This window comes from Brevibacillus sp. GCM10020057 (genome assembly GCF_042683565.1).
Lineage (GTDB): Bacteria > Bacillota > Bacilli > Brevibacillales > Brevibacillaceae > Brevibacillus.
Genome location: NZ_JBHUJW010000043.1, coordinates 1,030,674 through 1,056,547, shown reverse-complemented (window position 1 = coordinate 1,056,547; position 25,874 = coordinate 1,030,674). Strand labels below are relative to the sequence as shown.

At 56.8% G+C, this 25,874-nt stretch carries 25 protein-coding genes and 1 riboswitch; of the genes, 11 read left to right on the top strand and 14 right to left on the bottom strand.

Annotation, left to right across the window (positions count from 1 at the left end; all coding sequences use genetic code 11):
* Positions 1–148 precede the first annotated feature (148 nt).
* Positions 149–985, top strand: a complete 837-nt coding sequence (locus ACFSO0_RS18915; protein ID WP_376883035.1) for a deoxyribonuclease IV — start codon at positions 149–151, stop codon at positions 983–985.
* 208 nt (positions 986–1,193) lie between these two features.
* Positions 1,194–1,598, top strand: a complete 405-nt coding sequence (locus ACFSO0_RS18910; RefSeq protein ID WP_376883033.1) for a hypothetical protein — start codon at positions 1,194–1,196, stop codon at positions 1,596–1,598.
* A gap of 121 nt (positions 1,599–1,719) precedes the next feature.
* Here ACFSO0_RS18910 and argS read toward each other — a convergent pair whose 3' ends face one another.
* From argS to ACFSO0_RS18895, 3 genes are all read right to left on the bottom strand, one after another.
* A complete protein-coding gene (gene argS, locus ACFSO0_RS18905) occupies positions 1,720–3,435 on the bottom strand; it encodes an arginine--tRNA ligase (RefSeq protein ID WP_376883031.1) in 1,716 nt (571 codons plus the stop codon).
* A 345-nt stretch (positions 3,436–3,780) separates the two neighbouring features.
* Positions 3,781–4,275, bottom strand: coding sequence for a hypothetical protein (locus ACFSO0_RS18900; RefSeq protein ID WP_376883028.1), 495 nt, complete (start codon positions 4,273–4,275; stop codon positions 3,781–3,783).
* Between the two features lie 290 nt (positions 4,276–4,565).
* Positions 4,566–4,667 (bottom strand): YjcZ family sporulation protein, encoded by a 102-nt coding sequence (locus ACFSO0_RS18895; RefSeq protein ID WP_376883026.1) that lies wholly within the window; start codon positions 4,665–4,667, stop codon positions 4,566–4,568.
* A 214-nt stretch (positions 4,668–4,881) separates the two neighbouring features.
* A riboswitch (SAM riboswitch) is annotated at positions 4,882–4,982 on the top strand.
* Between the two features lie 133 nt (positions 4,983–5,115).
* Here ACFSO0_RS18895 and metH point away from each other — a divergent pair.
* Positions 5,116–8,565 (top strand): methionine synthase, encoded by a 3,450-nt coding sequence (gene metH / locus ACFSO0_RS18890; protein ID WP_376883024.1) that lies wholly within the window; start codon positions 5,116–5,118, stop codon positions 8,563–8,565.
* 30 nt (positions 8,566–8,595) lie between these two features.
* Positions 8,596–10,464 (top strand): bifunctional homocysteine S-methyltransferase/methylenetetrahydrofolate reductase, encoded by a 1,869-nt coding sequence (locus ACFSO0_RS18885; protein ID WP_376883022.1) that lies wholly within the window; start codon positions 8,596–8,598, stop codon positions 10,462–10,464.
* On the opposite strand, the gene ACFSO0_RS18880 is transcribed toward ACFSO0_RS18885, so the two are convergent.
* The 4 genes from ACFSO0_RS18880 to ACFSO0_RS18865 all read right to left on the bottom strand — a co-directional run bounded on the left by ACFSO0_RS18880 (position 10,465) and on the right by ACFSO0_RS18865 (position 13,589).
* Positions 10,465–10,653, bottom strand: a complete 189-nt coding sequence (locus tag ACFSO0_RS18880) for a hypothetical protein (RefSeq protein ID WP_376883019.1) — start codon at positions 10,651–10,653, stop codon at positions 10,465–10,467.
* A gap of 114 nt (positions 10,654–10,767) precedes the next feature.
* Complete coding sequence (locus ACFSO0_RS18875) at positions 10,768–11,289, bottom strand: mismatch-specific DNA-glycosylase (RefSeq protein WP_376883016.1); 522 nt, start codon at positions 11,287–11,289, stop codon at positions 10,768–10,770.
* A gap of 57 nt (positions 11,290–11,346) precedes the next feature.
* Positions 11,347–11,772, bottom strand: a complete 426-nt coding sequence (locus ACFSO0_RS18870; RefSeq protein WP_376883014.1) for an SRPBCC family protein — start codon at positions 11,770–11,772, stop codon at positions 11,347–11,349.
* A 296-nt stretch (positions 11,773–12,068) separates the two neighbouring features.
* Positions 12,069–13,589: a carboxypeptidase M32 gene (locus ACFSO0_RS18865; protein WP_376883011.1), complete on the bottom strand. Its 1,521-nt coding sequence runs from the start codon at positions 13,587–13,589 to the stop codon at positions 12,069–12,071.
* A 176-nt stretch (positions 13,590–13,765) separates the two neighbouring features.
* Between ACFSO0_RS18865 and ACFSO0_RS18860 the strand changes: the two genes are divergently transcribed.
* Positions 13,766–15,364, top strand: a complete 1,599-nt coding sequence (locus ACFSO0_RS18860; RefSeq protein ID WP_376883008.1) for a peptide chain release factor 3 — start codon at positions 13,766–13,768, stop codon at positions 15,362–15,364.
* Between the two features lie 71 nt (positions 15,365–15,435).
* Here ACFSO0_RS18860 and ACFSO0_RS18855 read toward each other — a convergent pair whose 3' ends face one another.
* On the bottom strand, positions 15,436–15,978 hold the full coding sequence (locus ACFSO0_RS18855) for a GNAT family N-acetyltransferase (RefSeq protein ID WP_376883006.1): 543 nt from the start codon (positions 15,976–15,978) through the stop codon (positions 15,436–15,438).
* Positions 15,979–16,162: 184 nt separating this feature from the next.
* Here ACFSO0_RS18855 and ACFSO0_RS18850 point away from each other — a divergent pair, with 184 nt between their 5' ends.
* Positions 16,163–17,326, top strand: coding sequence for an MFS transporter (locus tag ACFSO0_RS18850; RefSeq protein WP_376883004.1), 1,164 nt, complete (start codon positions 16,163–16,165; stop codon positions 17,324–17,326).
* A gap of 118 nt (positions 17,327–17,444) precedes the next feature.
* On the opposite strand, the gene ACFSO0_RS18845 is transcribed toward ACFSO0_RS18850, so the two are convergent.
* The 3 genes from ACFSO0_RS18845 to ACFSO0_RS18835 all read right to left on the bottom strand — a co-directional run bounded on the left by ACFSO0_RS18845 (position 17,445) and on the right by ACFSO0_RS18835 (position 19,868).
* On the bottom strand, positions 17,445–18,221 hold the full coding sequence (locus tag ACFSO0_RS18845) for a DUF817 domain-containing protein (protein WP_376883002.1): 777 nt from the start codon (positions 18,219–18,221) through the stop codon (positions 17,445–17,447).
* Positions 18,218–19,063 carry a sulfurtransferase gene (locus ACFSO0_RS18840; protein ID WP_376882999.1) on the bottom strand — a complete coding sequence of 282 codons (846 nt, stop codon included), beginning with the start codon at positions 19,061–19,063 and terminating at the stop codon, positions 18,218–18,220. Before ACFSO0_RS18840 ends, ACFSO0_RS18845 begins: the two co-directional genes overlap by 4 nt.
* Before the next feature lie 361 nt (positions 19,064–19,424).
* Positions 19,425–19,868, bottom strand: a complete 444-nt coding sequence (locus ACFSO0_RS18835) for a DUF2621 domain-containing protein (RefSeq protein WP_376882997.1) — start codon at positions 19,866–19,868, stop codon at positions 19,425–19,427.
* Positions 19,869–20,046: 178 nt separating this feature from the next.
* Here ACFSO0_RS18835 and ACFSO0_RS18830 point away from each other — a divergent pair, with 178 nt between their 5' ends.
* Both ACFSO0_RS18830 and ACFSO0_RS18825 read left to right on the top strand, forming a co-directional pair.
* Positions 20,047–20,421, top strand: a complete 375-nt coding sequence (locus tag ACFSO0_RS18830) for an ATPase (RefSeq protein ID WP_376882995.1) — start codon at positions 20,047–20,049, stop codon at positions 20,419–20,421.
* Positions 20,422–20,479: 58 nt separating this feature from the next.
* Positions 20,480–21,439 carry a tetratricopeptide repeat protein gene (locus tag ACFSO0_RS18825; RefSeq protein ID WP_376882992.1) on the top strand — a complete coding sequence of 320 codons (960 nt, stop codon included), beginning with the start codon at positions 20,480–20,482 and terminating at the stop codon, positions 21,437–21,439.
* A gap of 127 nt (positions 21,440–21,566) precedes the next feature.
* Here ACFSO0_RS18825 and ACFSO0_RS18820 read toward each other — a convergent pair whose 3' ends face one another.
* From ACFSO0_RS18820 to ACFSO0_RS18810, 3 genes are read right to left on the bottom strand one after another with little or no spacing between them, the layout of a single operon-like run.
* Complete coding sequence (locus tag ACFSO0_RS18820; protein ID WP_376882990.1) at positions 21,567–22,373, bottom strand: ABC transporter permease; 807 nt, start codon at positions 22,371–22,373, stop codon at positions 21,567–21,569.
* On the bottom strand, positions 22,354–23,157 hold the full coding sequence (locus tag ACFSO0_RS18815; protein ID WP_376882987.1) for an ABC transporter ATP-binding protein: 804 nt from the start codon (positions 23,155–23,157) through the stop codon (positions 22,354–22,356). The genes ACFSO0_RS18820 and ACFSO0_RS18815 overlap by 20 nt, the downstream gene beginning before the upstream one ends.
* 6 nt (positions 23,158–23,163) lie before the next feature.
* Positions 23,164–24,156 (bottom strand): ABC transporter substrate-binding protein, encoded by a 993-nt coding sequence (locus ACFSO0_RS18810; RefSeq protein ID WP_376882985.1) that lies wholly within the window; start codon positions 24,154–24,156, stop codon positions 23,164–23,166.
* A 135-nt stretch (positions 24,157–24,291) separates the two neighbouring features.
* Here ACFSO0_RS18810 and rnz point away from each other — a divergent pair, with 135 nt between their 5' ends.
* The 3 genes from rnz to yjcZ all read left to right on the top strand — a co-directional run bounded on the left by rnz (position 24,292) and on the right by yjcZ (position 25,792).
* A complete protein-coding gene (gene rnz / locus ACFSO0_RS18805; protein ID WP_376882983.1) occupies positions 24,292–25,254 on the top strand; it encodes a ribonuclease Z in 963 nt (320 codons plus the stop codon).
* Positions 25,255–25,262: 8 nt separating this feature from the next.
* Positions 25,263–25,505, top strand: a complete 243-nt coding sequence (locus ACFSO0_RS18800) for a hypothetical protein (RefSeq protein ID WP_376882980.1) — start codon at positions 25,263–25,265, stop codon at positions 25,503–25,505.
* 194 nt (positions 25,506–25,699) lie between these two features.
* A complete protein-coding gene (yjcZ, locus tag ACFSO0_RS18795; RefSeq protein WP_238933629.1) occupies positions 25,700–25,792 on the top strand; it encodes a sporulation protein YjcZ in 93 nt (30 codons plus the stop codon).
* Positions 25,793–25,874: the final 82 nt, after the last annotated feature.

The window sequence follows — 25,874 nt, the reverse complement described above, 5'->3', positions numbered from 1 at the left end:
ACAAGGGGGTTCTTGCTGTTTTGTTGGCATGTCCCAAAATAACATCGGCAAGAATATCAGGGTTTGTGTTTTCGCAGCTTTTGACAAATGTATATCGCCGGCGAGGTCGTACACAAACTAGACGAAAACGGCCGCGGGGGGACCTAAGATGCTGGTAGGGTGTCACGTGAGCATTCGCGACGGTTATCTGGAGGCGGCAAAGAGCGCCGTGCGGCAGGGTGCCCGCGCCTTTCAATACTTTCCGAAAAACCCGCGAAGGTTGACGAGAAAGGCTTTCGATACCAAAGATGCAGAGGCATGCCGCCAGTTTTGCCAGGAACATGCACTGACATCGATTGCGCATACCCCGTACCCGACGAATCTGTCCACAGATAATCAGGAAGCATTTCGTGTGACCGTAGACTCTGTGCGCAATGATCTGGAGATCGCGGAAGCCTGTGGCTCTGTCGGGGTCGTGGTACACTTCGGGCAGTATAAAGGAGAGAGCCGCGATCCGCTCTACGGGTATCTTTGCATGATCGAAACGGTCAACGAGATCTTGTCCACTTGGGACGGCTCCGCGCTGCTGTTGATTGAAAACAACGCAGGCCAGGGGAACCGCATGGGCACGACGTTGGAGGAGCTGGCGCAGGTGAGGAGCCTGCTGGATCAGCCTGACAAAGTGGGATATTGCTTCGATACTTGTCACGCATTCGCCAGTTCGCTCTGGAACGGTGAAAATTGGCCTGAGGTCGAATCCCATGCGCGACAGCTTGATTATTTGCCACATGTCAGGGCGATCCACCTGAACGATTCTATGTATCCGCATCAGTCGTACCGTGATCGCCACGCAAACATCGGAAAGGGGTACATTCCCCCATGTGGCTTCGCGGACCTTCTCCGTACCCCCGAATTTCAAAGGATTCCCGTCATTCTCGAAACACCGCACCTGTCTGATGAAACGCATCGGGATGAGATTGCATGCGTAAACGAGCGGTTTCGCTAAAGCGTATGAGTTGCGGCTCGGGCAGGAGATGGCGACAGATGCGTCTTTTGCCGGCTTGCGTGGAGATGTCGGCACTGCCGATTGTACGCGCGAGGGGCGGTAGCCTTGGGAAGAAATCCCGCACGTCCGAAAGCCGGCTGTCATTGGCAGGGGGAACGACATATGGTACAGTGTGGAAGGGAATGAGGCCACCAGAGGAGGAATACCTATGAAAAGACGGATTAAAGTCACCATCACGGATTTTGAACCGCTCAAAGCAAACCTGAACAATCCGGAAGAACTGGCCCTGTACGAAGCGGCCAACGGAAATACATACGATGCCGAGATCGAGCACGACGGCTACGCGGTCGTCGACTTGACCGAGGAGGATTATATCGAACTGGCTCCGGGCGAGTACCAGCTGATGATCGAGGACTGGACCGACGCAGGCAAGATCGAGGGGCTGACGCTGCAGACCAAGTCGGACCCGGCAGACGACAAGGCGCTGCTGTATCGCATGGTCGATGAGGCAGGCGAGGTGGCGCAGGCGCCGGTATCCGTGCCCAAGCAGGTAGTGGAGCTTGTGTACAAGACCTGGTTTGGGAAGAAGCAGAGAGCCGATGTCGACGCGTGAGGTTGGGTGATCGGTTGACAATCAGCTGCAAAGTCCGGTATTCGGTCGCCGCTCATCAAAGAAGCCGCTGCCCCCGTTCAAAGGGGAGCAGCGGCTTCTTTTTTTATCTACAGCTCGACGATTACATCTCTTCCGGAGCTGCCAATCCCAGCAGGCGCAGCCCTTCCTTGAGCACGGCGACCACTGCGGCGACGAGTGCGAGGCGGGTAGCCTTCACGTCTTCTTCTTCCGCCAGGATGCGGACATTCGCATAAAACTTGTTGAATGACTGGGCCAGATCGATCACGTATTTGCCGATCTGGGAAGGATCGAAGTTGTCACCGGCGCGTTCGATGACTTCCGGGAAGGCGTTGAGCAGCGTGATGACCGCCCATGCTTCCTTGCTGTCGAGTGCGCCAGCGGCCAGCCCCGCTTCAGGAGCCGGTTTCCAGCCGCCTCTGCGCAGAAGCGAGCAGGCACGCGCATGTGTGTATTGCACATAAGGTCCGGTCTCGCCTTCAAAGGTGAGCATCTCTTCCAGCGAGAAGTTGATGTCGTTCAGACGGTAGTTTTTCAGGTCGTGGAAAATGACGGCGCCGACCCCTACCTGACGCGCCACGTCTTCTTTGTTCGCCAGGCCAGGGTTTTTCTCCTCGATCACTTTTTGCACGTCCGCGATCGCCTGGGAGAGCACTTCCTCCAGCAGGACGACTTTGCCTTTACGTGTAGACATTTTCTTGCCGTCCTTGAGCATCATGCCGAACGGAATGTGGTACATGTCACGCGCCCAAGGGTAGCCCATTTTCTCCAGCACCTTGTAGAGCTGCTGGAAGTGCAGGCGCTGTTCGTTTCCGACGACGTAGACTGCTTTGGCGAAGTCGTACGTTTCGTGGCGGTACAGGGCGGCGGCCAGGTCGCGTGTCGCATACAGCGTCGCGCCGTCCGATTTTTTGATCAGGCAAGGCGGCATGTCGTATTCGTCCAGATTGACGACGAGTGCGCCCTCCGATTCCGTCAGAAGCCCTTTCTCCTCCAGCAGTTCGACGACGCGGTCCATTTTGTCGTTGTAGAACGCTTCGCCGTTGGTGGAGTCGAAGGAGACGTTCATCAAGTCGTAAATTTTCATGAATTCCTTCAGCGATTCGTCGCGGAACCACTTCCACAGACGGAGCGCTTCTTCGTCGCCGTCCTCCAGTTTTTTGAACCATTCGCGGCCCTGGTCTTCGAGAGCCGGATTTTCTTTCGCTTCATCGTGGAAACGCACGTACAGCGTGAGCAGCTCCTTGATCGGCTCTGCCTTCACTTTGGCTTCGTCTCCCCACAGGTGGTAGGCGACGATCAGTTTGCCGAACTGGGTGCCCCAGTCTCCAAGGTGGTTGATGCGCACAGGCTCGTAGCCTTGTTTCTCCAGGATGTTGGCGATCGCGTTGCCGATCACGGTCGAGCGCAGATGGCCCATGGAAAACGGCTTGGCGATGTTAGGGGAGGAGAGGTCGATCGGCACCTTGCGTCCTCCGCCGACATTGCTGCTGCCGTAGTTTGCGCCTTGCGTCAAGATCTCGCCGATGACTTGCTCGGCAACGCTCGCCTGATCGAGGAACAGGTTGACGTACGGGCCGACTGCCGCCACTTCGCGCAGTGGCGCACCGCCCAACTGTCCGGCAAGCTCGGAGGCGATCATCGGCGGGGCTTTGCGCAATGCTTTCGCCAATTGGAAACAAGGGAAGGCAATATCTCCCATTGCCGGATTCGGCGGCGTTTCCAGCATGCCGTAGACCGTATCTTTCGGGAAGTTTTCCACGCCCTGCTGTGCGAGCGCAGCGGCGATTTTTTCCGCCACCAGATGTTTGTAGCTCATGTGAATCCCCTTTCTCATTGAAAAGATGGAGTGCCCAAATAAAAAACCTCTGCGTCTCCTGTAAGAAAGAGACGAGAGGTTGTGCTCCCGCGGTGCCACTCCTGTTGTTTTTGCGCCAGGCAAAAACCGCTTTGTCTGCTGTATCGGGCAGTCCCGGCGAAACCTTACGCAATCTGCCAGGTTGCAGATCTTCAGGCCGCTTCTCCGAGGTGCGCTTCCCCGCATGGTCTGGCGTCGGGCTTGCACCGTCCCCGACTCGCTTGTGCCGTTTCCATGAGGTACTCTCCTCATCAACGAATCAACTATTCATTAGCATTATAGCTGGTGAGCTGCTTATTGTGCAACTCACTCCTCCGGTTTTTTCAAAATCTTGTCCAGTTCGGAGAAGTAAGCCCGGGTCAGCTTTTCCCTTTCCTCGGCGCTCTGGTTTTCCGCATTCATCCACTGCTGCTTGAACAGCTCCAACTGCTGCAGCATGGCGAGCTCGGCTGCCGCATCTTCTTCCAGGTCGTAATTCTCCGACGGATCGAAGGGAATCAGGCGGTTGTCGTTGCCGCTGCGCAGGTACGAGCGGCGCCAATGGTCGGGAAACCGATACTCCTGTTCGCCAAACATCAGCCCGAGCACATCGTCTGAATCAAGCGGCATAAAGTGATCGTAGTCATCCCGCCGCCCGCCTTCGGACAGGTTGATATGGGACAGGAAATAGCGCAAGAAATGTTCGCCCGACTCCCGGTGCTTTACGATGGAGTATGTCTCAAATTCGCTGGTCTCAAGCTGCTTGATCGTCTCCAGACAGGATAAAAATTCGTCTTTTTCACGCGCCTCGAGTGTATCCACATGGGTTCGCTCCTTTAGTATTGCCAAGCGCCGAGGCTTTACGCCAAACGCTAACGTGCCTCGCTTGCCATTTCTTATCCCTTCAGTATAGCAAAGGAAGGGAGGGGTGACAACGAACGGGGAAGAAGGAAACGCAAAAGGAGCCTAGAGGAAATTCCAGGCTCTTTGCCACGTAGGGGAATTCATAAGCGAGGGCGTTCATCCATTCCGGGGCGCATGGGAGCGAGCCGCTTCAACTGCGGCCGCTCATCCATGAGCCTTGCATTGTAGCGTTTTTCTATCCACCGTCATTAGCAGTCTTCAGAGCACCCAACGATGACCAGCAGGATAAACAGTACGAGCACCAATGCGAAGCTGTCACCAAAAAAACCGCCGCAGAAAGATGTACTCATGTTTGTTTTCCCCCTCCTTTCCGTTATGCTCTAGTCTATACACGGACGTACAGAATGGCGTGGGCGAATGACCAGTTCCTGCAAAAATGGGCGCGATGGAGTCGGATAAAAGCAAATAGTAGACAAAATCTCAATTGACGCGAAGTCAGGGGGGTGTTAAGATACTTGCAAATGTGATCGAGCTTTTTCAAAACAATCGCATAACGATGTACAACTCTTATCCAGAGAGGCAGAGGGACTGGCCTGATGAAGCCTCGGCAACCGGTTAAAATCCGGTGCCAATTCCAGCAAAGCTACGGCTTTGAAAGATGAGAGGATGACTTTTGCGCTTCTGTATCCCGCGGACAAATCCTCTTCTTTCTTCAAAGAAGGGGATTTTTTTGTACCCACATCTCGTTCACTGACATGTACGACAGGGCTTAAAAAAAAGCCAAGAAGGAGCAAGCTGATGAAACCAACCTTTCGCGAGCAGCTTTCCCGAAAAATTCTGATTCTCGACGGAGCAATGGGAACCATGCTGCAACAGGCAAATCTGACGGCTGACGATTTTGGCGGCGAGGAGTACGACGGCTGTAACGAGCTGTTGAATTTGACGAGACCCGATGTGATCCGCTCCATCCACGAAAAGTATCTGGAGGCAGGAGCCGACATTATCGAGACCAATACGTTTGGAGCCACCTCGGTAGTCCTGGCCGAATACAACGTGGCAGACAAAGACATGGAAATCAACATCGCCGCGACAAAGCTGGCGAAGGAAGCGGCGGACGCATTTTCGACACCGGAATGGCCGCGCTACGTGGCAGGCTCCATGGGGCCGACGACCAAGACCTTGTCCCTGACAGGCGGGGTCACGTTCGAGGAGCTGGTGGAGGCTTACTTTCGCCAGGCAAAAGGGATGATTCTGGGCGGAGCCGACGTGCTCTTGCTGGAGACCTCCCAGGATACGCTGAACGTCAAGGCGGGCGGAATCGGCATCCGCAAGGCGTTCGAGGAGCTTGGGACAGAGCTGCCCGTCATGCTCTCCGGCACGATCGAGCCGATGGGGACGACCTTGGCCGGACAGAACATCGAAGCGTTCTACTTTTCGCTGGAGCATCTCGAGCCGGTCTCGGTCGGCCTGAACTGTGCCACCGGGCCGGAATTCATGCGCGACCATCTGCGCACCTTGGCCTCGCTCGCGCAATGCGGCGTGAGCTGTTACCCGAACGCCGGGCTGCCGGATGAGAACGGCCATTACCACGAGACCCCGCAAGGACTGGCAGCGAAAATGCGCGCCTTTGCCGAGCAGGGCTGGCTGAACATCGCCGGCGGATGCTGCGGCACGACTCCGGAGCACATCCGGGCGATGGCGGAAGCGTTGAAAGACTGCAAGCCGCGCGCACAGGTCACGAGGCCGGTCAGCGCCGTCTCCGGGATCGAAGTCGTCTACGTGGAGGACGACAATCGCCCGCTGCTTGTAGGCGAGCGCACGAACGTCATCGGGTCGAAAAAATTCCGCGACCTCATCGCGGCAGGCCAGTACGAGGAAGCGTCTGACATCGCGCGCGCGCAGGTGAAGCGAGGCGCACAGGTCATCGACATCTGCCTGGCCGATCCGGACCGTGACGAGTATGCAGATATGGAGAATTTTTTGCAGTATGTTGTGAAAAAAGTGAAAGCGCCGCTGATGATCGACTCCACCGATGCGAAGGTCATGGAGTTGGGGCTGCGCTATTCCCAGGGGAAGGCGATCCTCAACTCGATCAACCTCGAGGACGGACTGGAGCGCTTCGAGGAAGTCGCGCCCTTGATCCATAAATACGGAGCTGCTGTCGTCGTCGGGACGATCGAGGAATCGGGGATGGCGACCACCCGGGAGAAGAAGCTGGAAGTGGCGAAGCGCTCCTACGACATTTTGGTCAACCAATACGGGGTGAAGCCGCAGGACATCATTTTTGACCCGCTCGTATTTCCGGTTGGAACGGGCGACGAGCAGTACATCGGCTCCGCCAGGGAAACGGTCGAGGGCATCCGCCTCATCAAACAGGCGATGCCGGAGTGCAAGACGATCCTTGGGGTCAGCAACGTCTCCTTCGGCTTGCCAGCCGCAGGTCGCGAAGTGCTCAATGCCGTGTTCCTGTACCACACGACGCTGGCTGGCCTGGACTACGCCATCGTCAATACCGAGAAGCTGGAGCGTTACGCCTCGATTCCCGAGGAAGAACGCAGGCTCGCCGAAGCGCTGCTGTTCGAGACAAGCGACGAGACGCTGGCGGCGTTCACCGAGTTTTACCGTGCCAAGAAAAAAGAAGTGCGCGTGGAAGCGTCGTCGCTGACGTTGGAAGAACGTCTGGCGCGCTACGTCGTCGAAGGCTCCAAGGACGGCCTGTTTGACGACCTGAAGCTCGCGCTGGAGAAATACGCGCCGCTCGAGATCATCAACGGTCCGCTGATGGCCGGGATGGAAGAGGTAGGGCGGCTGTTCAACGGCAACCAGCTGATCGTCGCGGAAGTGCTGCAGAGCGCCGAGGTCATGAAGGCGTCCGTGTCGTATCTGGAGCCGTTCATGGAAAAATTGGACTCGGCGGCCAAAGGAAAAATTTTGCTCGCGACCGTCAAAGGCGACGTGCACGACATCGGAAAGAACCTGGTGGAAATCATCCTGGCGAACAACGGCTACGAAGTCGTAAACCTTGGCATCAAAGTGCCGCCGGAGCAACTGATTGCGGCATGCCGCGAGGAAAAGCCGGATGCCATCGGTCTGTCGGGGCTGTTGGTAAAATCCGCACAGCAGATGGTCATTACCGCCCAAGACTTGCGTGATGCAGGGATCGACGTGCCGTTGATGGTCGGGGGGGCAGCGCTGACCCGGAAGTTTACTTCCAACCGGATCGCGCCGGAATACCGCGGCATCGTCCTCTATGCCAAAGATGCGATGGATGGGCTAGAGCTGGTGAACCGGCTGCAAAATCCGGAAGAGCGGAAGCGGCTCGCAGAAGAGCAGCAGCAATTGCTGGAAGCTGCGGCGGACGCCCAGCCAGCAGTTGCACCCAAACCAAAATCGGCGCTGCCTGCCCGTTCTGCCGTCAGCAAGACCGTACCGGTACACGTCCCGCCGGATTGCGAGCGACATGTCCTGCGTCAGTATCCGATCAGCCATCTGCAGCCGTATCTGAATCTGCGGATGCTGCTCGGCAAGCATCTCGGGGTGCGCGGCAACGTCGACAAACTGATCGAATCCGGCGACGAAAAAGTGCTCGAGCTGTACGGCCTGGTTGAGGAATTGCTAAGCGATGCGAAGCAGACAGGCTCGATCACGGCGCACGGGATGTATCAATTTTTCCCGGCGCAGTCAGATGGCAACCAGGTGATCGTCTACGATCCGAACGACCACAGCAAGGTGCTGGAACGCTTTGACTTCCCGCGCCAGCAGGAGGAGCCGCATCTGTGCCTCTCCGACTTCCTGCGTCCGGTGGAGAGCGGGGAGATGGACTACGTCGGCTTCCTGACCGTGACGGCGGGCGGCGGCATCCGCGAGCGTTCTGCCGAGTTGAAAGAACGCGGCGACTACTTGCGCTCCCACGTCCTGCAGGCGCTGGCGCTGGAGCTGGCCGAGGCGTTCGCCGAGCGGATTCACCACATCATGCGCGATGTGTGGGGCATTCCCGATCCAGCTGAAATGACGATGCTGGAGCGATTCGGCGCCCGCTACCAGGGAATCCGCGTGTCGTTCGGCTACCCGGCCTGCCCGAATCTGGAGGATCAGGCACAGTTGTTCCGCCTGCTGCAGCCGGGAGACATCGGGGTGCAGCTGACAGAAGGCTTCATGATGGAGCCGGAAGCATCAGTTTCTGCAATGGTATTCGCCCACCCGGAAGCTCGTTATTTTAACGCCGGACCGTCGGTGTTTGAAACATAAAACGGAATCAAAAGGAGAGAAGTGATTGAGTTGACCTGGAGCAAGAAAGATTTGCGGGCATACTTGCAGGACCACCTGCTGATCGGGGACGGAGCGATGGCGACCCAGCTGCACAGGCTGGGCGTCCCGGTCGGCGTAAGCTTCGAGGAGCTGTGCCTGTCCAATCCGACACTGGTGCAGGAAGTGCACGATTCGTACTACGCCGCAGGAGCAAGACTCCTGGAGACCAACACGTACGCCGCCAACCGCGATTCGCTATCGCGCTACGGGCTGGAGCATAAAGTGGCGCGAATCAACCGGCTTGCCGTGAAGCTCGCCCGCGAGTCCGCGCGGGACGACGCTTACGTTGCCGGGAGCATCGGCTCGATCCTGGCCGGGCGCGTGCGCAAAAAAGTGCTGGACGAATACCGCGACCAGTACGAAGAACAGGCGATTGCCTTGCTGCATGCAGGGGTCGATGGCATCATCCTGGAGACGTTCCTCGACCTGGAAGAGCTGCTGCTGGCGCTCGATGTGATTCGTCCGCTGACAGACGCGCCGCTGATCGCGCAGCTGGCGACATTGGAGGTCGGCCGGACGCGGGACGGATATTCGCTCACGGATGCATTTGCCAAGCTGAAAGCGGCGGGAGCAGACATCGTCGGCCTCAACTGTCGACTTGGTCCGGCTGAAATTTTGCGCTCGTTTGAAAGTACGGTCGTTCCGGATGGTGCACTGCTGTCAGCCTTCCCGAACGCGGGCCGCCTGGGCCTGATGGACGGAGAATACGCGTTCAAGTCGGCACCGGACTACTTCGGCCAAAGCGCGCTGCGGCTGCGGGAACAAGGCATCCGTCTGATCGGGGGCTGCTGTGGTACGACGCCTGCCCACGTAAAAGCGATGGCGGACGCACTGGAAGAGCTGGAGCCGCTGGTTCGCGTGAATCCGACGGTCGTCCCCGGAGAACGTCCGCAGGTGACCGTGCAAAATATCCGCGAGCAAGGAAAGCCCAGCATCGTCGAGCGCGTCAAGACGGAGACGACCATCATCGTCGAGTTCGACCCGCCGCGCGATCTCGACGCAGAGTCTTTTCTCGAAGGCTGCTGTGAGCTGCACCGCGCCGGAGCGGATGCGATTACTTTGGCGGACAACTCGCTGGCGACGGTGCGGATGAGTAACATGGCGCTCGGGGCACTGATGAAGAGCCGTTACGGTATCGATCCACTTTTGCACATCGCCTGCCGCGACCGCAATCTGATCGGCCAGCAGTCGCACCTGATGGGCCTGCACGCACTCGGAATCGACCAGATTTTGGTCATCACCGGCGACCCGTCCCGTTTCGGCGATTTGCCTGGGGCGACTTCTGTCTTTGACGTGACGTCCTTTGACCTGATCCGGATGGTGAAGCAGCTCAATGAGGGAGTCTCGTTTTCTGGCCGTCCGCTGAAGCAAAAGGCGCAGTTCATCGTCGGGGCGGCTTTCAACCCGAACGTTCGGAACCTGGATGCAGCCGTTGCCCGACTGGAGAAAAAGGTGGAGGCCGGTGCGGACTACATCATGACCCAGCCGGTGTACGACGCCGAGTCGATCAAGCAGGTGTACGAAGCCACCCGGCACATCGGCATTCCAGTCTTCATCGGCATCATGCCGCTGACCAGCTCGCGCAATGCGGAGTTTCTGCACAATGAAGTTCCCGGCATTAAGCTGTCTGCCGAAGCGCTGGAGCGGATGAAGCGGGTGCAGGGCGAGGCAGCGAGACAGGAAGGCGTCCAGATGGCCAAGGAACTGCTCGATACGGCCATCCAATATTTCAACGGCATTTACCTGATTACGCCATTTACGTATTCCTCCATGACAGCGGAGCTGGTGCAATACGTGCGGCAGCAAAGCGCTCTCGTCAAGGCGGAGGCGCGAATCTAGTCAACAGTTCCTCCTGAGTGGACAAAAAACGATTGGCCCTTGCGTGAAAGGAGCGGCAGAGACGCCAGTCTTCACGCGAGGGCCTTCATTTTTTTCAGCATATAGGTCGTTTTTTCTTCTTCTCCTCGAGACATGCTTGATGATGCCGAGTTTGTATTCTTCCTCGATCAAGCGGATGAGTGCGTCCATTTCTCCCCTCCTGCGGCAGTGTGTAAACGTCTGTACTACAGATTTCTGCGCAGAAAGGAGTTGTGACACTCAAGAGAGGGGGTGCCAGCCTTGCTCGCGTAAAAACTGGCTGAGCTACCCGAACATCGCGAGCCGCTTTTCCCGTGAGTACGATGCGTTCGCACCGCTTGTGGAAGGAATGACGAACAGGTAGCTGCCTGGCCAATCTTCTGTGCCGAATGCCCGGTGCGGCTGAAGGCCAAGCGTGACGGGGGCCTTTTTCTGCCCCGTGGCATGGCGGAAGGCGGTAATTCCGTTAAAGCAGATGACGCGGGGGCGATACGTTTGGATCATCTGCACGAATTGCTCCGCGCCTGCTGCGAAGTCTCCTTCCCGCAAATCGGAGGAGGAGCGGGTCGGACGCGATACCAGGTCGGTAATCCCGTAGTTGTAATCAAGCAGTTGGGCCGTTTCCTCCGGTGCCAAACGGCGGGGAGTCAGGCCGCCCTCGTGCAGTCCTCGCCAAAACAGGTTGGCCGGATTGGCGTAATGGTAGCCGACCGCAGCGGACACACGGCCAGGGTTGATCCCGCAAAACAGGACGGCGAGGTCGCGTCGGATGTAGGTCGGCAGCCATTTTTCCGTAAAGTGTACCAATGCAGATTCACTCCCATCCTCCGCAGTGCGGCGCAAATCCGCTGCTTATGGGTGTTTTCAGGATTGTTCAATATACTTTTTGAAATTGTCCAGAAACGCCTGCCAGCCTGCTTGCTGCTGCTCAATGGGATGAGTGGATTCTGCTTCAAACACTTCAACGATCTTCGTCTCGTTTCCCAGGCTATGGAAGGTGATCGTCACTTTTCTTCCATCGCCAAGCGTATAGGCAATCAATTCGTGTGTTTGAATTTCGTCATAGACTCCACCGAAGTCAAACCCGAAGCTGCCATCCTTTGCTTCCAGCCTGGTCGTAAATGCGCCGCCAACCCGCAAGTCGTTCTCGGCATGTGGCGCATGCCAGTCATCGGAAGCAAAAGACCATTTCGTAATATGGTCTGGTTGCGTCCAATATTCCCATACTTTTTCTACCGGTGCATGAACAGTGGTTTCTACCGTGATGCTGACTTTTTCGCCTCTTTCCATTCGTATCGCCTCACTTTTTGGGATATATGGATAATGATACTATCTTGCTGGAAGTTAGAATAGTAGAATGCCCCAAAAACGTTTATACCAAACAGAGCGGCAGGACGACGATGCTCGCAGCGCCGGACTTCAGACGGATGGAGGACTGTCCACACAGGCAAAGTACCAGCCCTCGCCCAGGCGGTTCCGGGGTGTCTGGACACAAGCGGCATGAAAATCTTTCCTGCACAAAAAAGCGCCCTTGCAAGAAGGACGCTTTTTCCATTGCCACGCAAAGATGTGGCGCAGCCAGACAGCTACAGCTTGTAGATCGAGGTGTACTTTTTCTCGAGGTAATTCATCAGATACGTCGCATTCGTGCCTTCGCCGGTGATCGCCTGCACGAGTTCCTGCGGGCTTTTCATTTTGCCGTACTGATGAATCTTCTCTTTCAGCCACTGGCGGATCGGGGCAAACTCGCCTTTTTCGATCAGCTCTTCGTAACCGCTGATTTCCTGCTGCATGACGTGGGCAAATTGTGCGGCATAGACGTTGCCCAGCGAGTAGGTCGGGAAGTAGCCGAAGCTGCCTCCGGACCAGTGGACGTCCTGCAGGACACCAAGCGTGTCTGTCGGCGGTTCGATGCCAAGGTATTCTTTCATCCGCTCGTTCCAGATCGCCGGCAAATCCGCGACCTTGAGCGTCCGGTCGATCAGGCCTTTCTCAATCTCGTAGCGGATCATGACATGCAGGTTGTAGGTGAGCTCGTCTGCTTCCGTGCGGATGTAGGAAGGGGTGACTTCGTTGATGGCGCGGTAGAACGCCTCGACGCTGACGCCGTCGAACTGGGACGGGAACGCTTTTTGCAAATCGCCGTACAGGCCCCTCCAGAACGGCAGGCTGCGTCCGACCATGTTCTCCCAGAAGCGGGATTGCGACTCGTGAATGCCCATGGACGTACCTTCGCAGAGCGGGGTAAACAGCAGCTGCGGATTGATGTTTTGCTCGTACATGGCGTGCCCTGCTTCGTGGATGCAGCTGAACAGCGCCGAGTTGAACCCGTTTTCGTCGTAGCGCGTCGTGATGCGTACGTCACCCGGGTTGAAGGAAGTGCAGAACGGATGCACGCTGCGGTCCATGCGGCCTGCCTGGAAGTCGTAGCCGATGCGCTCTAAGACGAAGCGGCTGAAGGCTTCCTGCTCAGCGACAGGGAAATGCTTGTTCAGGAAGGAGGTGTCGGGCTTGTGCGGCGATTCGGCGACGGCCGCGACGAGCTTCACGGTTTTTTCGCGCAGCGTAGCGAAGATCGCGTCAAGCTGTTCGACAGTCATCCCGGGCTCGTACAGGTCGAGGAGCGTGTTGTACTTGTTTTTGCCGTCGTGGCCCCAATACTCGATGAACTCCAGCTGGAAGTCGACGATTTTTTCCAAATAGGGCTGGAACATGGCGAAATCATTTTTTTCGCGTGCTTCTTCCCAGATCGTCTCCGCCTGGGAGGTCAGCACGACGTATTCCTGGTACCGCTCCGCAGGAATCTGCTTGTTGCGGTCAAATTCCTTTTTGCACTCGAGAACGGTGTGGCGGGTGATTTCGTCCAGCTCCGCGAAAACGGACGGCTCGCTCAGTTCTGCGAGAAAGTTCTCCATTTCCTTGGCAGTCGCCAGCTTGAATTGCTCGCCAGCCAGCGTGCCGATGACCTCGGAGCGGGCTTCCATCCCTTTGCGGGGAGCCTGGGTCGCCTTGTCCCAGTGCAGAACGGCAAGCGCCTGGTTGTAGCTCGACATCTTTTTCACGTACGCACGAAAAGCGGTTGAACGTGCTTCCAGATTGGTCGTCATGGGTTCCTCCTGTTATCGTTGTGGTATGTATTTCCAAGTATACAGTCAAAAAATTTTTACTTCTACACATTATAGCGATTTCGCGAAAAAATACTAGGTGGATGCACGACGAAAATGTCGGTATAATCGTAAGGAAAAGCGTGAGGCTACTTATTTGGAATGACAGGAGAATGAAGATGAGTCCAACCAATCCCCAATGGGAGAATGAAATAGCGAAACGGCGTACCTTTGCCATCATCTCTCACCCGGACGCGGGTAAAACGACGATGACAGAAAAGCTGCTCTACTACGGCGGAGCGATCCGCGAGGCCGGGATGGTCAAAGGGCGGAAAAACTCCAAACACGCCACCTCCGACTGGATGGAGATCGAAAAGAAGCGGGGAATTTCCGTCACGTCCTCGGCCATGGACTTTGAATACAAAGGCCACCATATCAACATTCTGGATACGCCTGGTCACCAGGACTTCAGTGAAGATACGTATCGGACTTTGACCGCGGCGGACGCTGCCGTGATGATCATCGACGTGGCGAAAGGGGTCGAGGCGCAGACGATCAAGCTGTTCAAGGTTTGCAGAATGCGCGGGATTCCGATCTTTACGTTTGTCAACAAGCTGGACCGCCACGGGAAAGACCCGTTCGAGCTGCTGGAGGAGATCGAGCGCGTGCTGGGCATCCGTTCGTACCCGATGAACTGGCCGATCGGCATGGGCAGCTCCTTTTCCGGCGTGTACGACCGGATGAAATCGCGCGTGGAGCTGTATCAGAACGGTTCGCAGCATGAGGAGATTTCGTTCTTCCCTGTCGAAGGCGCAGAAGATCCGCTGATCGGCGAGCGCGTCGGACAGGACCTGTGGCAGCAGCTGCAGGATGAGATTTCCCTGCTGGATGTGGCTGGCGACGATTACAACGAGGAGCTGATCGCCAAAGGGGAGCTGACGCCGGTCTTTTTCGGCAGCGCGATCAACAACTTCGGCGTGCAGACCTTCCTGGACAACTTCCTGCAGATGGCTCCGCCGCCTTCTCCGAAAAAGAGCAACATCGGGCTGATCGACCCGTATACAAACGCGTTCTCCGGCTTTATTTTCAAAATCCAGGCCAACATGAACCCGGCGCACCGCGACCGCATCGCGTTCCTGCGCATTTGCTCCGGCAAGTTCGAGCGCGGCATGACCGTGAAGCACGTGCGTCTGGGCAAAGACATCAAGCTGGCGCAGCCTGTGCAATTCATGGCGCAGGACCGCGAGATTGTCGAGGAATCGTACGCGGGTGATGTGATCGGGCTGTTCGATCCGGGCATTTTCCAGATCGGCGACACGCTCTGTGTGGGAAAATCGTTCGAGTATGAGGAAATGCCGCACTTCTCTCCGGAGTTTTTCTCCAAAGTCATGGTGAAAGACGCGATGAAGCACAAGCAGTTCCAGAAAGGGATCATGCAGCTGACGGAGGAAGGCACGGTGCAGCTGTTCCGCACGCACCCGATGGAAGAGCTGATTCTTGGCGTGGTCGGGGTGCTGCAGTTTGAAGTGCTGGAATACCGGCTGAAGGCCGAATACGGCGTCGACATCGTACTGACGCGCATGCCGTACCAGATCGCCCGCTGGCTGGAAGGCGACAAGGCCGCGATCGATGCGCTCAAAAACAAGATCGTGACAGACCGCTACGGCCGTCCTGTCATGCTGTTCGAGAGCGAGTACCAGTTGCGGGTCGCCATGGAAAAATACTCCACGATCAAGTTCCACGAAAGCTCGCTGGGCTTGAAATCCGTCCTGTCATAACAAGAGCGAACGGGACGAAAGAGGACTCACGCATTCAGGTGAGTCCTTTTTCGCGTCAATAGACGCATCATCTAGCGCAAAACCTTGGCGTCGCTCTCGGCCTGGGCTGCATCGTAGACAAACAGCTTCAGCCATTCAGGGGCGTTCGGCAGCTGGATCAGCCGCTCGAAGCGCAGGCCGAGCTTTTCCAGCAAACGTCCGGAAGCATGGTTGTCCTGCGCCGTGATGGCGACTACGCGAGACAGGCCGAGCGTCTGTGTGGCGTACTGCATGACGGCGGAAGCAGCTTCATGCGCATAGCCTCTGCCCCGATAGGCAGGGAGGAAGGCGTAGCCGATATCGACGTCTTCCAGCCCCTCTCTTCTTACGAGACCGCACATCCCGAGCAAGGTGCGGTCTTCTTTGCGTTCGACGAGGTAGAAGCCGAATCCGTCGCGTTCATACGAGCGGATGGCCCCATTGGCAATATAGGCGCGGGCGTCCTCCAGCGTGCGGACGCCGCGATCCCCGATATACTGCAACCAGGCCGGGTCGTTGACCAGTTCGAGGATAAAGGCTGCGTCGTCCAGCGTTTGATAGCGCAGGCGCAGACGTTCGGTTTCCAGTACGATCAAGACAGGCACCATCCTTTCTGACAGGCGCGGGTTTCTATTTTTTGCACCCATCTCTCAAAAGTATAAAGGATGAATGCAAGCGCTTTCCAGAAACTTCTAACATGGTTTTGTTATCCTATTTGGACGACTCCTCTCATATAATGGGACAAAGTCTTGCAACGCCCGCAGAGAGGAGGAAAATGGCTTGAGGGTTCTCCTGTTTGTCGTGTTGTTTCTCGTCGCCTTTGACATGCATGCACAGACGCCGTTACTGGCGCCGTATTTGAACATTTTGGGAGTGTCCGCCGCAATGATCGGGTTCGTCCTGGGAGGGTACGCAATCAGCAATCTCACCGGCAACCTGCTGGCAGGCCCGTTTTTGGACAAGTATCCAAAGAAATGGTTTATCTCCGGGGGGCTCATCCTGGCAGGCTGCATGCTGATCGGTCAAGGGGTGGTGACAAATACCGTCGGCTTTTTTCTGTTTCGGCTCATGCTCGGGTTTTTGATGGCGTTCGTGTCTCCGGCATGCTCGGCGCTGCTCGGGGAGACGGGCCGGACAACGTTGGAGCAAGGGCAGATCATGGGGAAAAAGGGGCTTGTCCTGACCTCGGCAGGCATCGTGTCTCCGGCGGTCGGGAGCTTCCTGGCGGTGCAGTTCGGGTACAGCCAATCGTTCATCATCCTCGGCTGCATCATGCTGACGGCAGGTGTGTTCGCCGGGCTTGTTCTGCCCGTGCGAGTGGCGGCTGGAAGCCTGATCCCCGGGCATAGCGCCGCGGCCAGCGTCTACCTGGGTGGCAAAGGAAGCATCAAGGCGGTGCTGGAAAATCGGCTGCTCTATCCAGCGTTCCTGGGGGGCTTTGCGATTATGTACGCGCAAGGCACGATCATTTACGAGGTGCCGCTGCTCATCCAGAAGCAAGGACTGTCACCGGCAGTTACCGGCGTGCTGTTCAGCTTGAAGGGGCTGGGTGCGCTCGCCATCCTTAGCCAGTTCTGGCTGTACCGAGTATCGGTCGAGCAGCGGATATTCGCGGGAATGGGAGTCCTGAGCCTTTTGCTGTACGCGATGGCGATCGGCGTAGCCATTCCGCTCCACGTCATGATGTTCCTGCTCGGGGCGTGCTTCGGCATGCTGTTCCCTGCGCTTGCCACGATGTTGACCGTGCATTCGCCCCGCGAACTGTACGGGAGCACGTTCAGCATTTACTCTGCCGTGCTGTCCATAGGAGCGGTGCTAAGTCCTGTCCTGGCGGGGATGATCGGCAACTGGCACCATTCGTATTTCATCGCCTTCTTCGTTACGGCAGGGGTGTGTCTGGCTGGCGGGATTCACCGCCTTATCCTGATCGGGGTGCCGCGATAGATAACCTCGCCCCATGCACCACCGAAAAGGCGAATAGCAAAAAAGGCTTTCCCATGCTTGGCAGGGAAGGCCCTTCTTTGCTGGGGTGCCGTAAAAATACGTCCGAAAGGCGGTCAGGCTATTTGCCGCCCGCAATCCGGCTTTTGACATGCTTGAGCTGCGTCACGATGATGAAGCTGACGATGACGAGCAGATACCACGAGCTGATTTTGCTCAGATGGACGATCTGCCAGCCGTCGCGCTGGTTGGGGTAGTACCAGGCTCCGAAGAACGTGGCGATATTTTCCGCGATCCAGATAAAAAATCCGATGAGAAAGTACCCGAGCGGCAACGGCATCCACAAGCCTTCCCCTGCCACGCGAAAGTGGACGCGCGTACGCCAGAAAACGGGGAAAATGGCGATCATCAGCACCCAGCGCACATCGACGAGGAAGTGATGGGTGAAAAAATTGAGGTAGATGGCGGCGCCGAGCAAGACGGCGAGCCACTGCTGCGGCCAGCTGGTCAGCGAGACTTCAAGCCGTCTCCAGGCTTGGCACAGGTAGCTCGCCACACTCGCGTACATGAATCCGCTGTAGAGCGGGACGCCGAATACTTTGCTCCAGGCGTCCTCCGGATAGCTCCAGGAGCCCATGTGCACTTTGAATATTTCGAGGGCAAGGCCGATCAGATGAAAGACCGTGATGACTTTCAGCTCATCTTTTGTCTCCAGTCCGCTCTTTACCATGAACACCTGAAAGAGCAGGCACAGCAACAGCAAAAGATCGTACCTCCCGAGTCCGGGTATCGCCACGAATTTGGATATGGCCAGCGAAGCGAAAATGAACACCGGAAACAGGCAGGACATGGCCTCCTGATAGCCAAAGTGGAGCAGGAGGCGGATGGCGCGGATCATTTTTTGATCTCGTCAGCTGGCGTAGGGCCGACGGCGACGGGCAGATCATAGGAGCTCCAGTCGCTCCAGCTGCCCGCATACAGCTTGGCATCCGGGCGTCCGGCGGCGTGCAGGGCGAGCAGGTTCGTGCAGGCAGTCACACCGGAGCCGCAGTAGACGATGACGTCGAGGCCGTCGAACGGTGCCATGCGCTCTTTCAGCTGTTCGACCGGCAGCATGGTCAGATCGGAGCCGAGATTGTCCTTGTAAAAGAAAGAAAGCGCGCCGGGGATGTGGCCAGCTTTCGGATCGAGCGGCTCAACCTCGCCGCGGTAACGCTCGCCGGCGCGGGAGTCGAGCAGCACCGTCTCCGGGCTTCGCTCCTGTACGCCGGAAATATCGACGAGCATTTCCGGGCGCAACTGCGGCGTGAACGTGCGGGCGAGCGGTGCGGGCACCTCGGCAGTCACCGGATAGCCAGCCCGCTTCCAGGCAGCGTATCCGCCGTTCAGCACGGCCACCTTGTCATGCCCGAAGTAACGAAGCAGCCACCAGAGACGGCCTGCCATAGCCATCTCCTGATCGTCGTAGGCGATGACGGTCGTATTTTCATCAATGCCAGCCGCTGACAGGCGCTCAGCGAATGCTTCTACGGACGGCAGCGGATGTCGTCCGCCGTGTGCCTGCTTCGGGCCGGAGAGATCGCGGTTCAGATGAAAGTAGAGAGCGCCGGGGATGTGATCCTGCTGGTAGGCTTCCTGTCCGGCCTCCGGGACGCTTAGATTGAAACGGCAGTCGACGATAACGATCGAATCGTCGTGCAAATGATCGTTGAGCCATTGTGGCGAGACGAGTGCTTGCATGTAATCTCCCTGCTTTCGCTTTTTTTCCTTCATCATAGCAGAAGACCTGGTGATCGGGTACAAGATTTACGGCAGTACAGGAGGGGGAGTCATCGCATGAAAAGGACGCAGTTTGACTGCCGGATAGGCCATCCCTTTCTCCGTTTCGCAAGCCGCTGATAACGGCGAAGCTGACTTTATCAATCGGTTTAGCTGTTGAAAAAGCTGCTGTGGCTGCTGTGACTTCTGTGGTAATGGTGATGGCCGTACGACTGGTGTCCGCGATTCCAGTGGGTACCGTGATCGGAACGAAAAAACAGCGCTAGTCCGGGAATGTATGCTTCATTCCTCGGCTGTCGCTGTTTTTTCGTTGAGCGTGCGGTCAGCCCTCCGCGTTCAGGTAATGCTCGAAGCGGGTGTAGTCGATTTGCTTGTTTTGCAAATGAGCGATCAGCCACTTGTGATCGCGCTTGGGCGTGGCAACGATATAGCCTTTCACGATCAGGTCGATGGTAATGGCATTCGCCCCTTCCTCCAGCGCCAGTTGTCCGATTTTCGCGGCGATGGAACGCCTCGCCACGTCGCGGAAAAGCTGCGGAACCGGCTCTACCAGCTCATTGAGCAGCGTAAGCCCTTCTTCCGTCCAGAGGGAGCGGGTCTGGTCGATGTAGTAGTCTTGCCAGTCCAGATCGGATTTCCCGTCGGACTTGGGCATGGATTTCAAAAACTTGCGGAACATGAAATATCCGCCAACCCCCATCACCCCGACAAGCAATATGGACCAACCGACAATAAACAGGGAGAACCCTGTGGACATTTGCGACATGCACGTGCACCCCGTTTTGATGACTTGATTGCCCAAAATAGTTTGCTACCAGCAGTTTACCGTATTTTCGCGGCAGCAACAAACTTTTTTGCAAACGCCCATCCTGCTGGTTTGCTCTTCCCAAGAACACATACAATTTAGTATGATTAGAATTAATCTTTTCTAGGAGTTGACGCTCATGTTCAAGCTGGGACAACGCGTCGTCATTGTTGCCGACTCCTTTGAGCAAGGCTTGCCCTTGGGCGAATACGGTTACTTGATCGCGCGCGACCGCAACCCCGATAGTGCGTTTGCCTGGGTAGTCCGGATTCCGAAAATAGATAAGCAGTTTCCCGTTGTAGAAGAGGACATCGCTCTGGAGTCAAAGCTTCTGGAGGAAGAGGCAGAGCGGGTTTCCCATGAGGCTTTGCTCGATTTTGCCCTGGCTACGCGCAACGAAGCGCTGTTCCGCCAGCTGGTCGGCTTGCAGGATGCGGATGAGACCAATGACGAACCAGTCAAGGAATCAGTAGAGGAATTTATCCGTAAAGTAAACTTGAAAGCTTGGATCTGATGCAGGAAGCTGCTGCTTCTTGAAACTACTGCGATGGAAATGAAAGCGAGGCTGTTACATGTCTGAATTTGTGACGTTTACCAATGAGTTTGGTCAAACCATCGATATGTCCCGAGAGGACTACCAGAAAAAAGTCATTCCGCACAACCTGGAGATGTATTGGGACAACAAGGAAAAGCTTCGCGATTTCGCGATGGAATTGGTGAAGGAGCAATTTCACGAGCAGGCAGCCATAGCGGCAGACAGGCTTTTGGAGCTGTACGGTCCGATTGAGTCAGCGCTCATGTTCCGCGCTGTCGTGCACATGCAGGCACGGGAATTCGACCGGGCGAAGGCGATCTTGATGAACTGCCTGGAGCGCTTCCCGGCGTCGGGCACAGCTTGTACGAATCTGGCCAAGATTTACGCGCTGGAAGGCGACGAGGCCAAAGCGTTTGAAACGTTAAATACCGGACTCCACAAAGACCCGAACCAGGAGAACGGATTGAATATGTTCGTCGAGAGCTTCCTCGCCGGGGGCAGGAAGGAAGAGCTGAAGCAGAGGCTGACCGCTCTCGCGGAAAAAGAAGGGGCGTGGCGGCCGCAGCTGCATCTGGCACGGCTCGCGCTCACCGAGGAAAATTTGCTCAAGGCGATGCATTGGTACACGCAGGCGATCGAAGGGGCCAAAGACCGGTTCGAGATCGTCATGACGGTGACGGGCGAGCTGGGACAAGCAGGCTACGTCTATCAGCTGATCCAGATTTGCGAGAAGTACTGGTCGCCAGAATTCCCTTTCCCGTACGCAGGGTTCAACTACGCGAACGCCCTGATCGCCACGGATCAAAAGGAGAAAGCCATCGCGATCCTGCGCACCATGCAGGAGCATCTGCCGGACAAATACAAGCCGATGGTAGACCATTTCCTCCTGCGCGTCCCAGGCGCTCAGGAAGTGGAAGCGGCAGCGGCGCAAAAGGTGGCGGACAGCCAGCCGACGGACACTGCAACCAAAAAGAGCTGGTGGAAGTTTTGGAAATAGCGACGATGATCTGCCCGAGCCTGTGCGCCGGGCTTTTTTTCTCGCTGTTTGCGCCAGGCGGGCCACATAGACGCAAAGGGGTGCCGACTCTCTCCCGAGCAGAGCCGGCACCCCTTTGCGAAGCCATCTATTGAAACGATCTGGTGAGCCGCCGCTCCATATACGCGACGCCTTGGTACATCAGGGTCGCCACGACAGCGATGATGGCGAGGCTCATCATGACCAGGGTAAAATTAAAGACCTGGAATCCGTAGATGATCAAATACCCCAACCCTTGCTGGGAGACGAGAAACTCTCCGACGATGACGCCTACCCAGGAGAGGCCGACGTTCACTTTCAAAGTGGCGAGGATGGTAGGGATGGTAGCAGGCAAAATGACCATGGAAAAGGTCTGCCGTTTGCTGCCGCCCAAGGTTTGCACGACCTTGATGTAGTTCGGGTTGACTTCCTTGAAGCTGGCGTAGATGTTGATCGTGGTGATGATGACCGAAATCGCGCAGCCCATGGCGACGACGGAGAACAGTCCCGGCCCGAAACTGACGATGAAGACCGGCCCGAGCGCGACCTTTGGCATGCTGTTGGCGATGACGAGGTACGGCTCGAGGACGCGGGAGAGAAATGGCGACCACCAGATGATCGCGGCCATGACGGTTCCGATCAGCGTGCCAAGGAGAAAGCCGACGATCGTCTCCCAGACGGTCATGCCGACGTGCGGAAGGAGGGTGCCGTCCAGCAGCCTCGCCCAAAACTCGTGCACGATTTTGGACGGGTAGCTGAAAATGAGCGGGTTGATCGCATTCGTTCGCGAGAGCAGCTCCCACAGCCCGATGAAGGCGACGAACAGTGCGAGCTGGGTCGACAGCACCCACGAGCGCGTCCTGGCTTCCTGCTTCAGGTAGCGGCGATGAACGGCTTCAATGTCCTTTTGCTGCATCAAAGACCACCTCCATCTCTTTCCAGACACGGTGGAACAGGTCCTGAAAGCCGGACGTGTTGCGGGCGTCGAACGGAATGGCCTCGCGGATCGCGGCAGGAACGACGATCTCGCTGCTGATCCGACCGGGATTGCGCGAGAGAATGTAAACCCGATCGCCCATCGCGATCGACTCGGAAAGGTCGTGGGTGACGAGCACGGCCGTCTTTTTATGGCGGCGCAAAGTCGTGAAAATCAAGTCTTCAAGCTTGAGCTTCGTCTGATAATCCAGCGCAGAGAACGGTTCATCCAGGAGCAGCACATCCGGCTGGCAGGCGAGCGTGCGGACGAGCGCGACCCGCTGTCTCATCCCGCCCGACAATTGCATCGGCGATGATTTGCGCACGTCGAGCAGCTCCATTTCCTCCAGCAGATGGAGGGCGTACTCCTCGTTTTCTTTTGTGCGGATTCCTTGAATGTCCAGACCGAGAAAGACGTTTTCCTCAATCGTACGCCAGTTGAAAAGGTAATCCTGCTGCAGCATGTATCCGACCTGCCGCGATGCGCCTATGACCGGGCGGCCGTCGATCCGGACCTCTCCTGCGGTCGGTTGCTCCAGTCCTGCGATCAGCGAGAGCAGCGTTGTCTTTCCGCAGCCGCTGGGACCTACCAGACAGATGAACTCGCCTTCCTCCACCCGCAGGTTGATGTCCCTGACCGCCATGAATGCCCGGGTTGCCGACAGGTACAGATGGGTCACGTGACCGAGTTCGATTTTTGCGGGCGTCGAAGGGATCTGGCTCATCGCAGGTTACTTCCCTTCTTTGGCAGCTTTGGCGAAGGTGGTATTGACCAGCTTCGCGTAATCGGCGCGCTGCTTCAGCTCTCCCGCTTCGTCCATGATGTCCTGCAACCGGTTCCACTCCTCTTCGTCGAGGATCGGGTCTGTCGCGTAGGACCCTTGCTCCAGATAGCGTTTCACCGAGCTTTCCAGAATGTCTGGCGGGATCGAATCGAAGTATTTGGCGATGACTTCGGCGGTCTCCTTCGGCGTGTGGGTGGCAACCCATTGTTGCCCTTTGTAGATCGCATTGGTAAACTTCTGGATAGTAGCCGCGTGTTTATCCATGTAGCTTTGCTTCGCCATGAATACGGTGTAGGGTACGGTGCCGCTCTCTTTTCCGAACGATGCGACGACGTGCCCGATTCCTTCCTGTTCAAAGCGGGATGCTTCCGGCTCGAACAGCTGTACATATTCGCCGGTTCCCGAGGCGAAGGCAGCCGCGATGTTTTTGAATTCGATGTTCTGGATGAGCGTCAGGTCGCTATGCGGATTGATGTTGTGCTGCTTGAGCACGTACTCGCCGACCATTTGCGGCATGCCGCCCTTGCGCTGGCCGAGGAAGACGCTGCCTTTCAACTGATCGAAGGAGAAATGGTCTGGCTTGTTGCGGGCGACGAGGAACGTGCCGTCTGTCTGTGTCAGTTGCGCGAAGTTGACGACCGGATCTGCCGCTCCTTGCTGGGCGATGTAAATGCTCGTTTCAGAGCCGACGAGCGCGACCTCGATACCGTCAGACAATAGCGCGGACATGACTTTGTCTCCGCCGGGAATGGTAGAAAGCTCGACATCCAGCCCTTCTTCTTTGAAAAAACCTTTTTCAATGGCTACATACTGGGGGGCGTAGAACAGAGAGCGCGTCACTTCGCCAATTCGTATTTTTTCCGGGGTACTTGAGCATCCGGTCAAGACGGCCATGACGGCCAGGCCGGCAGCAAGACCCGCGGAGATGAGTCGTTTCATGAACTGAAGTCCCTCCTTGCTGTACTTCTGTTTGCTGTAGCCTATGCGCCAAAGAAAAAAGGGTGAATGCCCAGCAACTGACAGGCACGCCAAACAGGGCAAGAGAGGAAACAACAAAGGAGATGCGCACATCACGTGATCGTTACATTTTTGGGAACGGGTTCCGGAGCACCTACCACCCGCCGCAATGTGAGCGGGATCGCCCTTCGCTTTTTGCAGGCGGGAAAATGGTGGCTCTTCGACTGTGGAGAGGGGACCCAGCATCAGCTTCTTCGGTCGCCCATGAAAATCAGCCAGCTGGAAAAAATTTTCATCACCCATCTGCACGGCGACCATCTGTACGGCCTGATCGGGCTGCTCGCCAGCCGCTCCTTGCGCAATGGCGAGGCCGCTCCACTCACGCTGTACGGACCGCCGGGGCTGGATCGCTACTTCCGGGCGATCATGGAGACGAGCCCTGTCCATTTGCAATATTCGCTGCAACTGACGACCGTCAGCGAGGGCACCGTGTATGAGGACGAGGACGTCATCGTGACATGCAGGCTGGCCAAACACCGGGTTCCTTCTTTTGCGTATGCGGTGCAGGAAAAGGAGAAGCCCGGCGCTTTTCAGATCGAGCTGGCACGACAGGCTGGCGTGCCTTCGGGTCCTCTTTACGGTGCGCTGAAGCGGGGAGAGCAGGTGACACTTCCGGACGGGACGGTTCTGGAGGGCAAAGATTTCGTCGGGGAGCCGCAACCGGGCCGGAAAATCGTGTTCAGCGGCGACACGGAGCCGTGCCAGTCTGTGCGGGAGCTGGCGCAAAACGCGGACTTGCTTGTTCACGAGGCCACCTATGCGCACAAGGACAAAGAGCTGGCCGTGCGCAGCGGGCACTCGACAGCCCGGGAAGCGGCAGAGCTGGCCCGACAGGCGTCTGTCAAGCAGCTTTGCCTGACGCACTTCAGTCCCCGCTACGAAGATGAGGAAGGGGATTTTACCATGGACGACCTGCTTGCGGAAGCGCGGGACATCCATCCGGATACCGTGCTGGCCGCCGATCTGCTCGACGTGCCTGTCAAGCGGGTGCGTAACGTTTCACATACACGAGAGAAATGAGGGGAAGCATGAAACGGATTGCCTTTGCGACGCCGGATGAATTAATCCGGCATTGCCTGCACGAGAAAGTGAGCCTGGTCGTGGAGTACCGGGATGAGGACAACAAACAGCGTCAGGTTATTCTGGCGGGAGAGCGGCTGGCAGACGTGCCGAAATACATCGGGCTGCCGAAAGCGGAGGCTTATTACCGCAAGGGCGGACTGTTTTTTGAAGTGATCGCGGGCTGGAAGGGAACGGAAGAGAGCCGATAAGCGGACGGCAAGAGGAAGGGAGAAAAGCGGTCGCCATATCCGGGGCGGCAGAGCAAAGGCAACTCGCTCTGGCTCATTTGCTTCTTCATAACATTTGTCGGGAAGAAAACTGCGCAGATTTGGGCCATGGTCCAATCATGAGCAGCGGGTCGCTCATACCCTATGACTAGTTGCCGATGAAGGAGGGAAAGCGAATGAGTGGATTTAACGGATTTGGCTTCGACGACTTTGCTTTGGTACTGGTGTTGTTCGTATTGCTGACGATTGTTGGCTGCGCATGCGATTAATCTGACGTCATTTGAGTGATGAGATAGCAAAGGGGAGGGCGAATGACGCTCTCCTTTTTGCTGTGCAGAAGAGCTTGTCCGT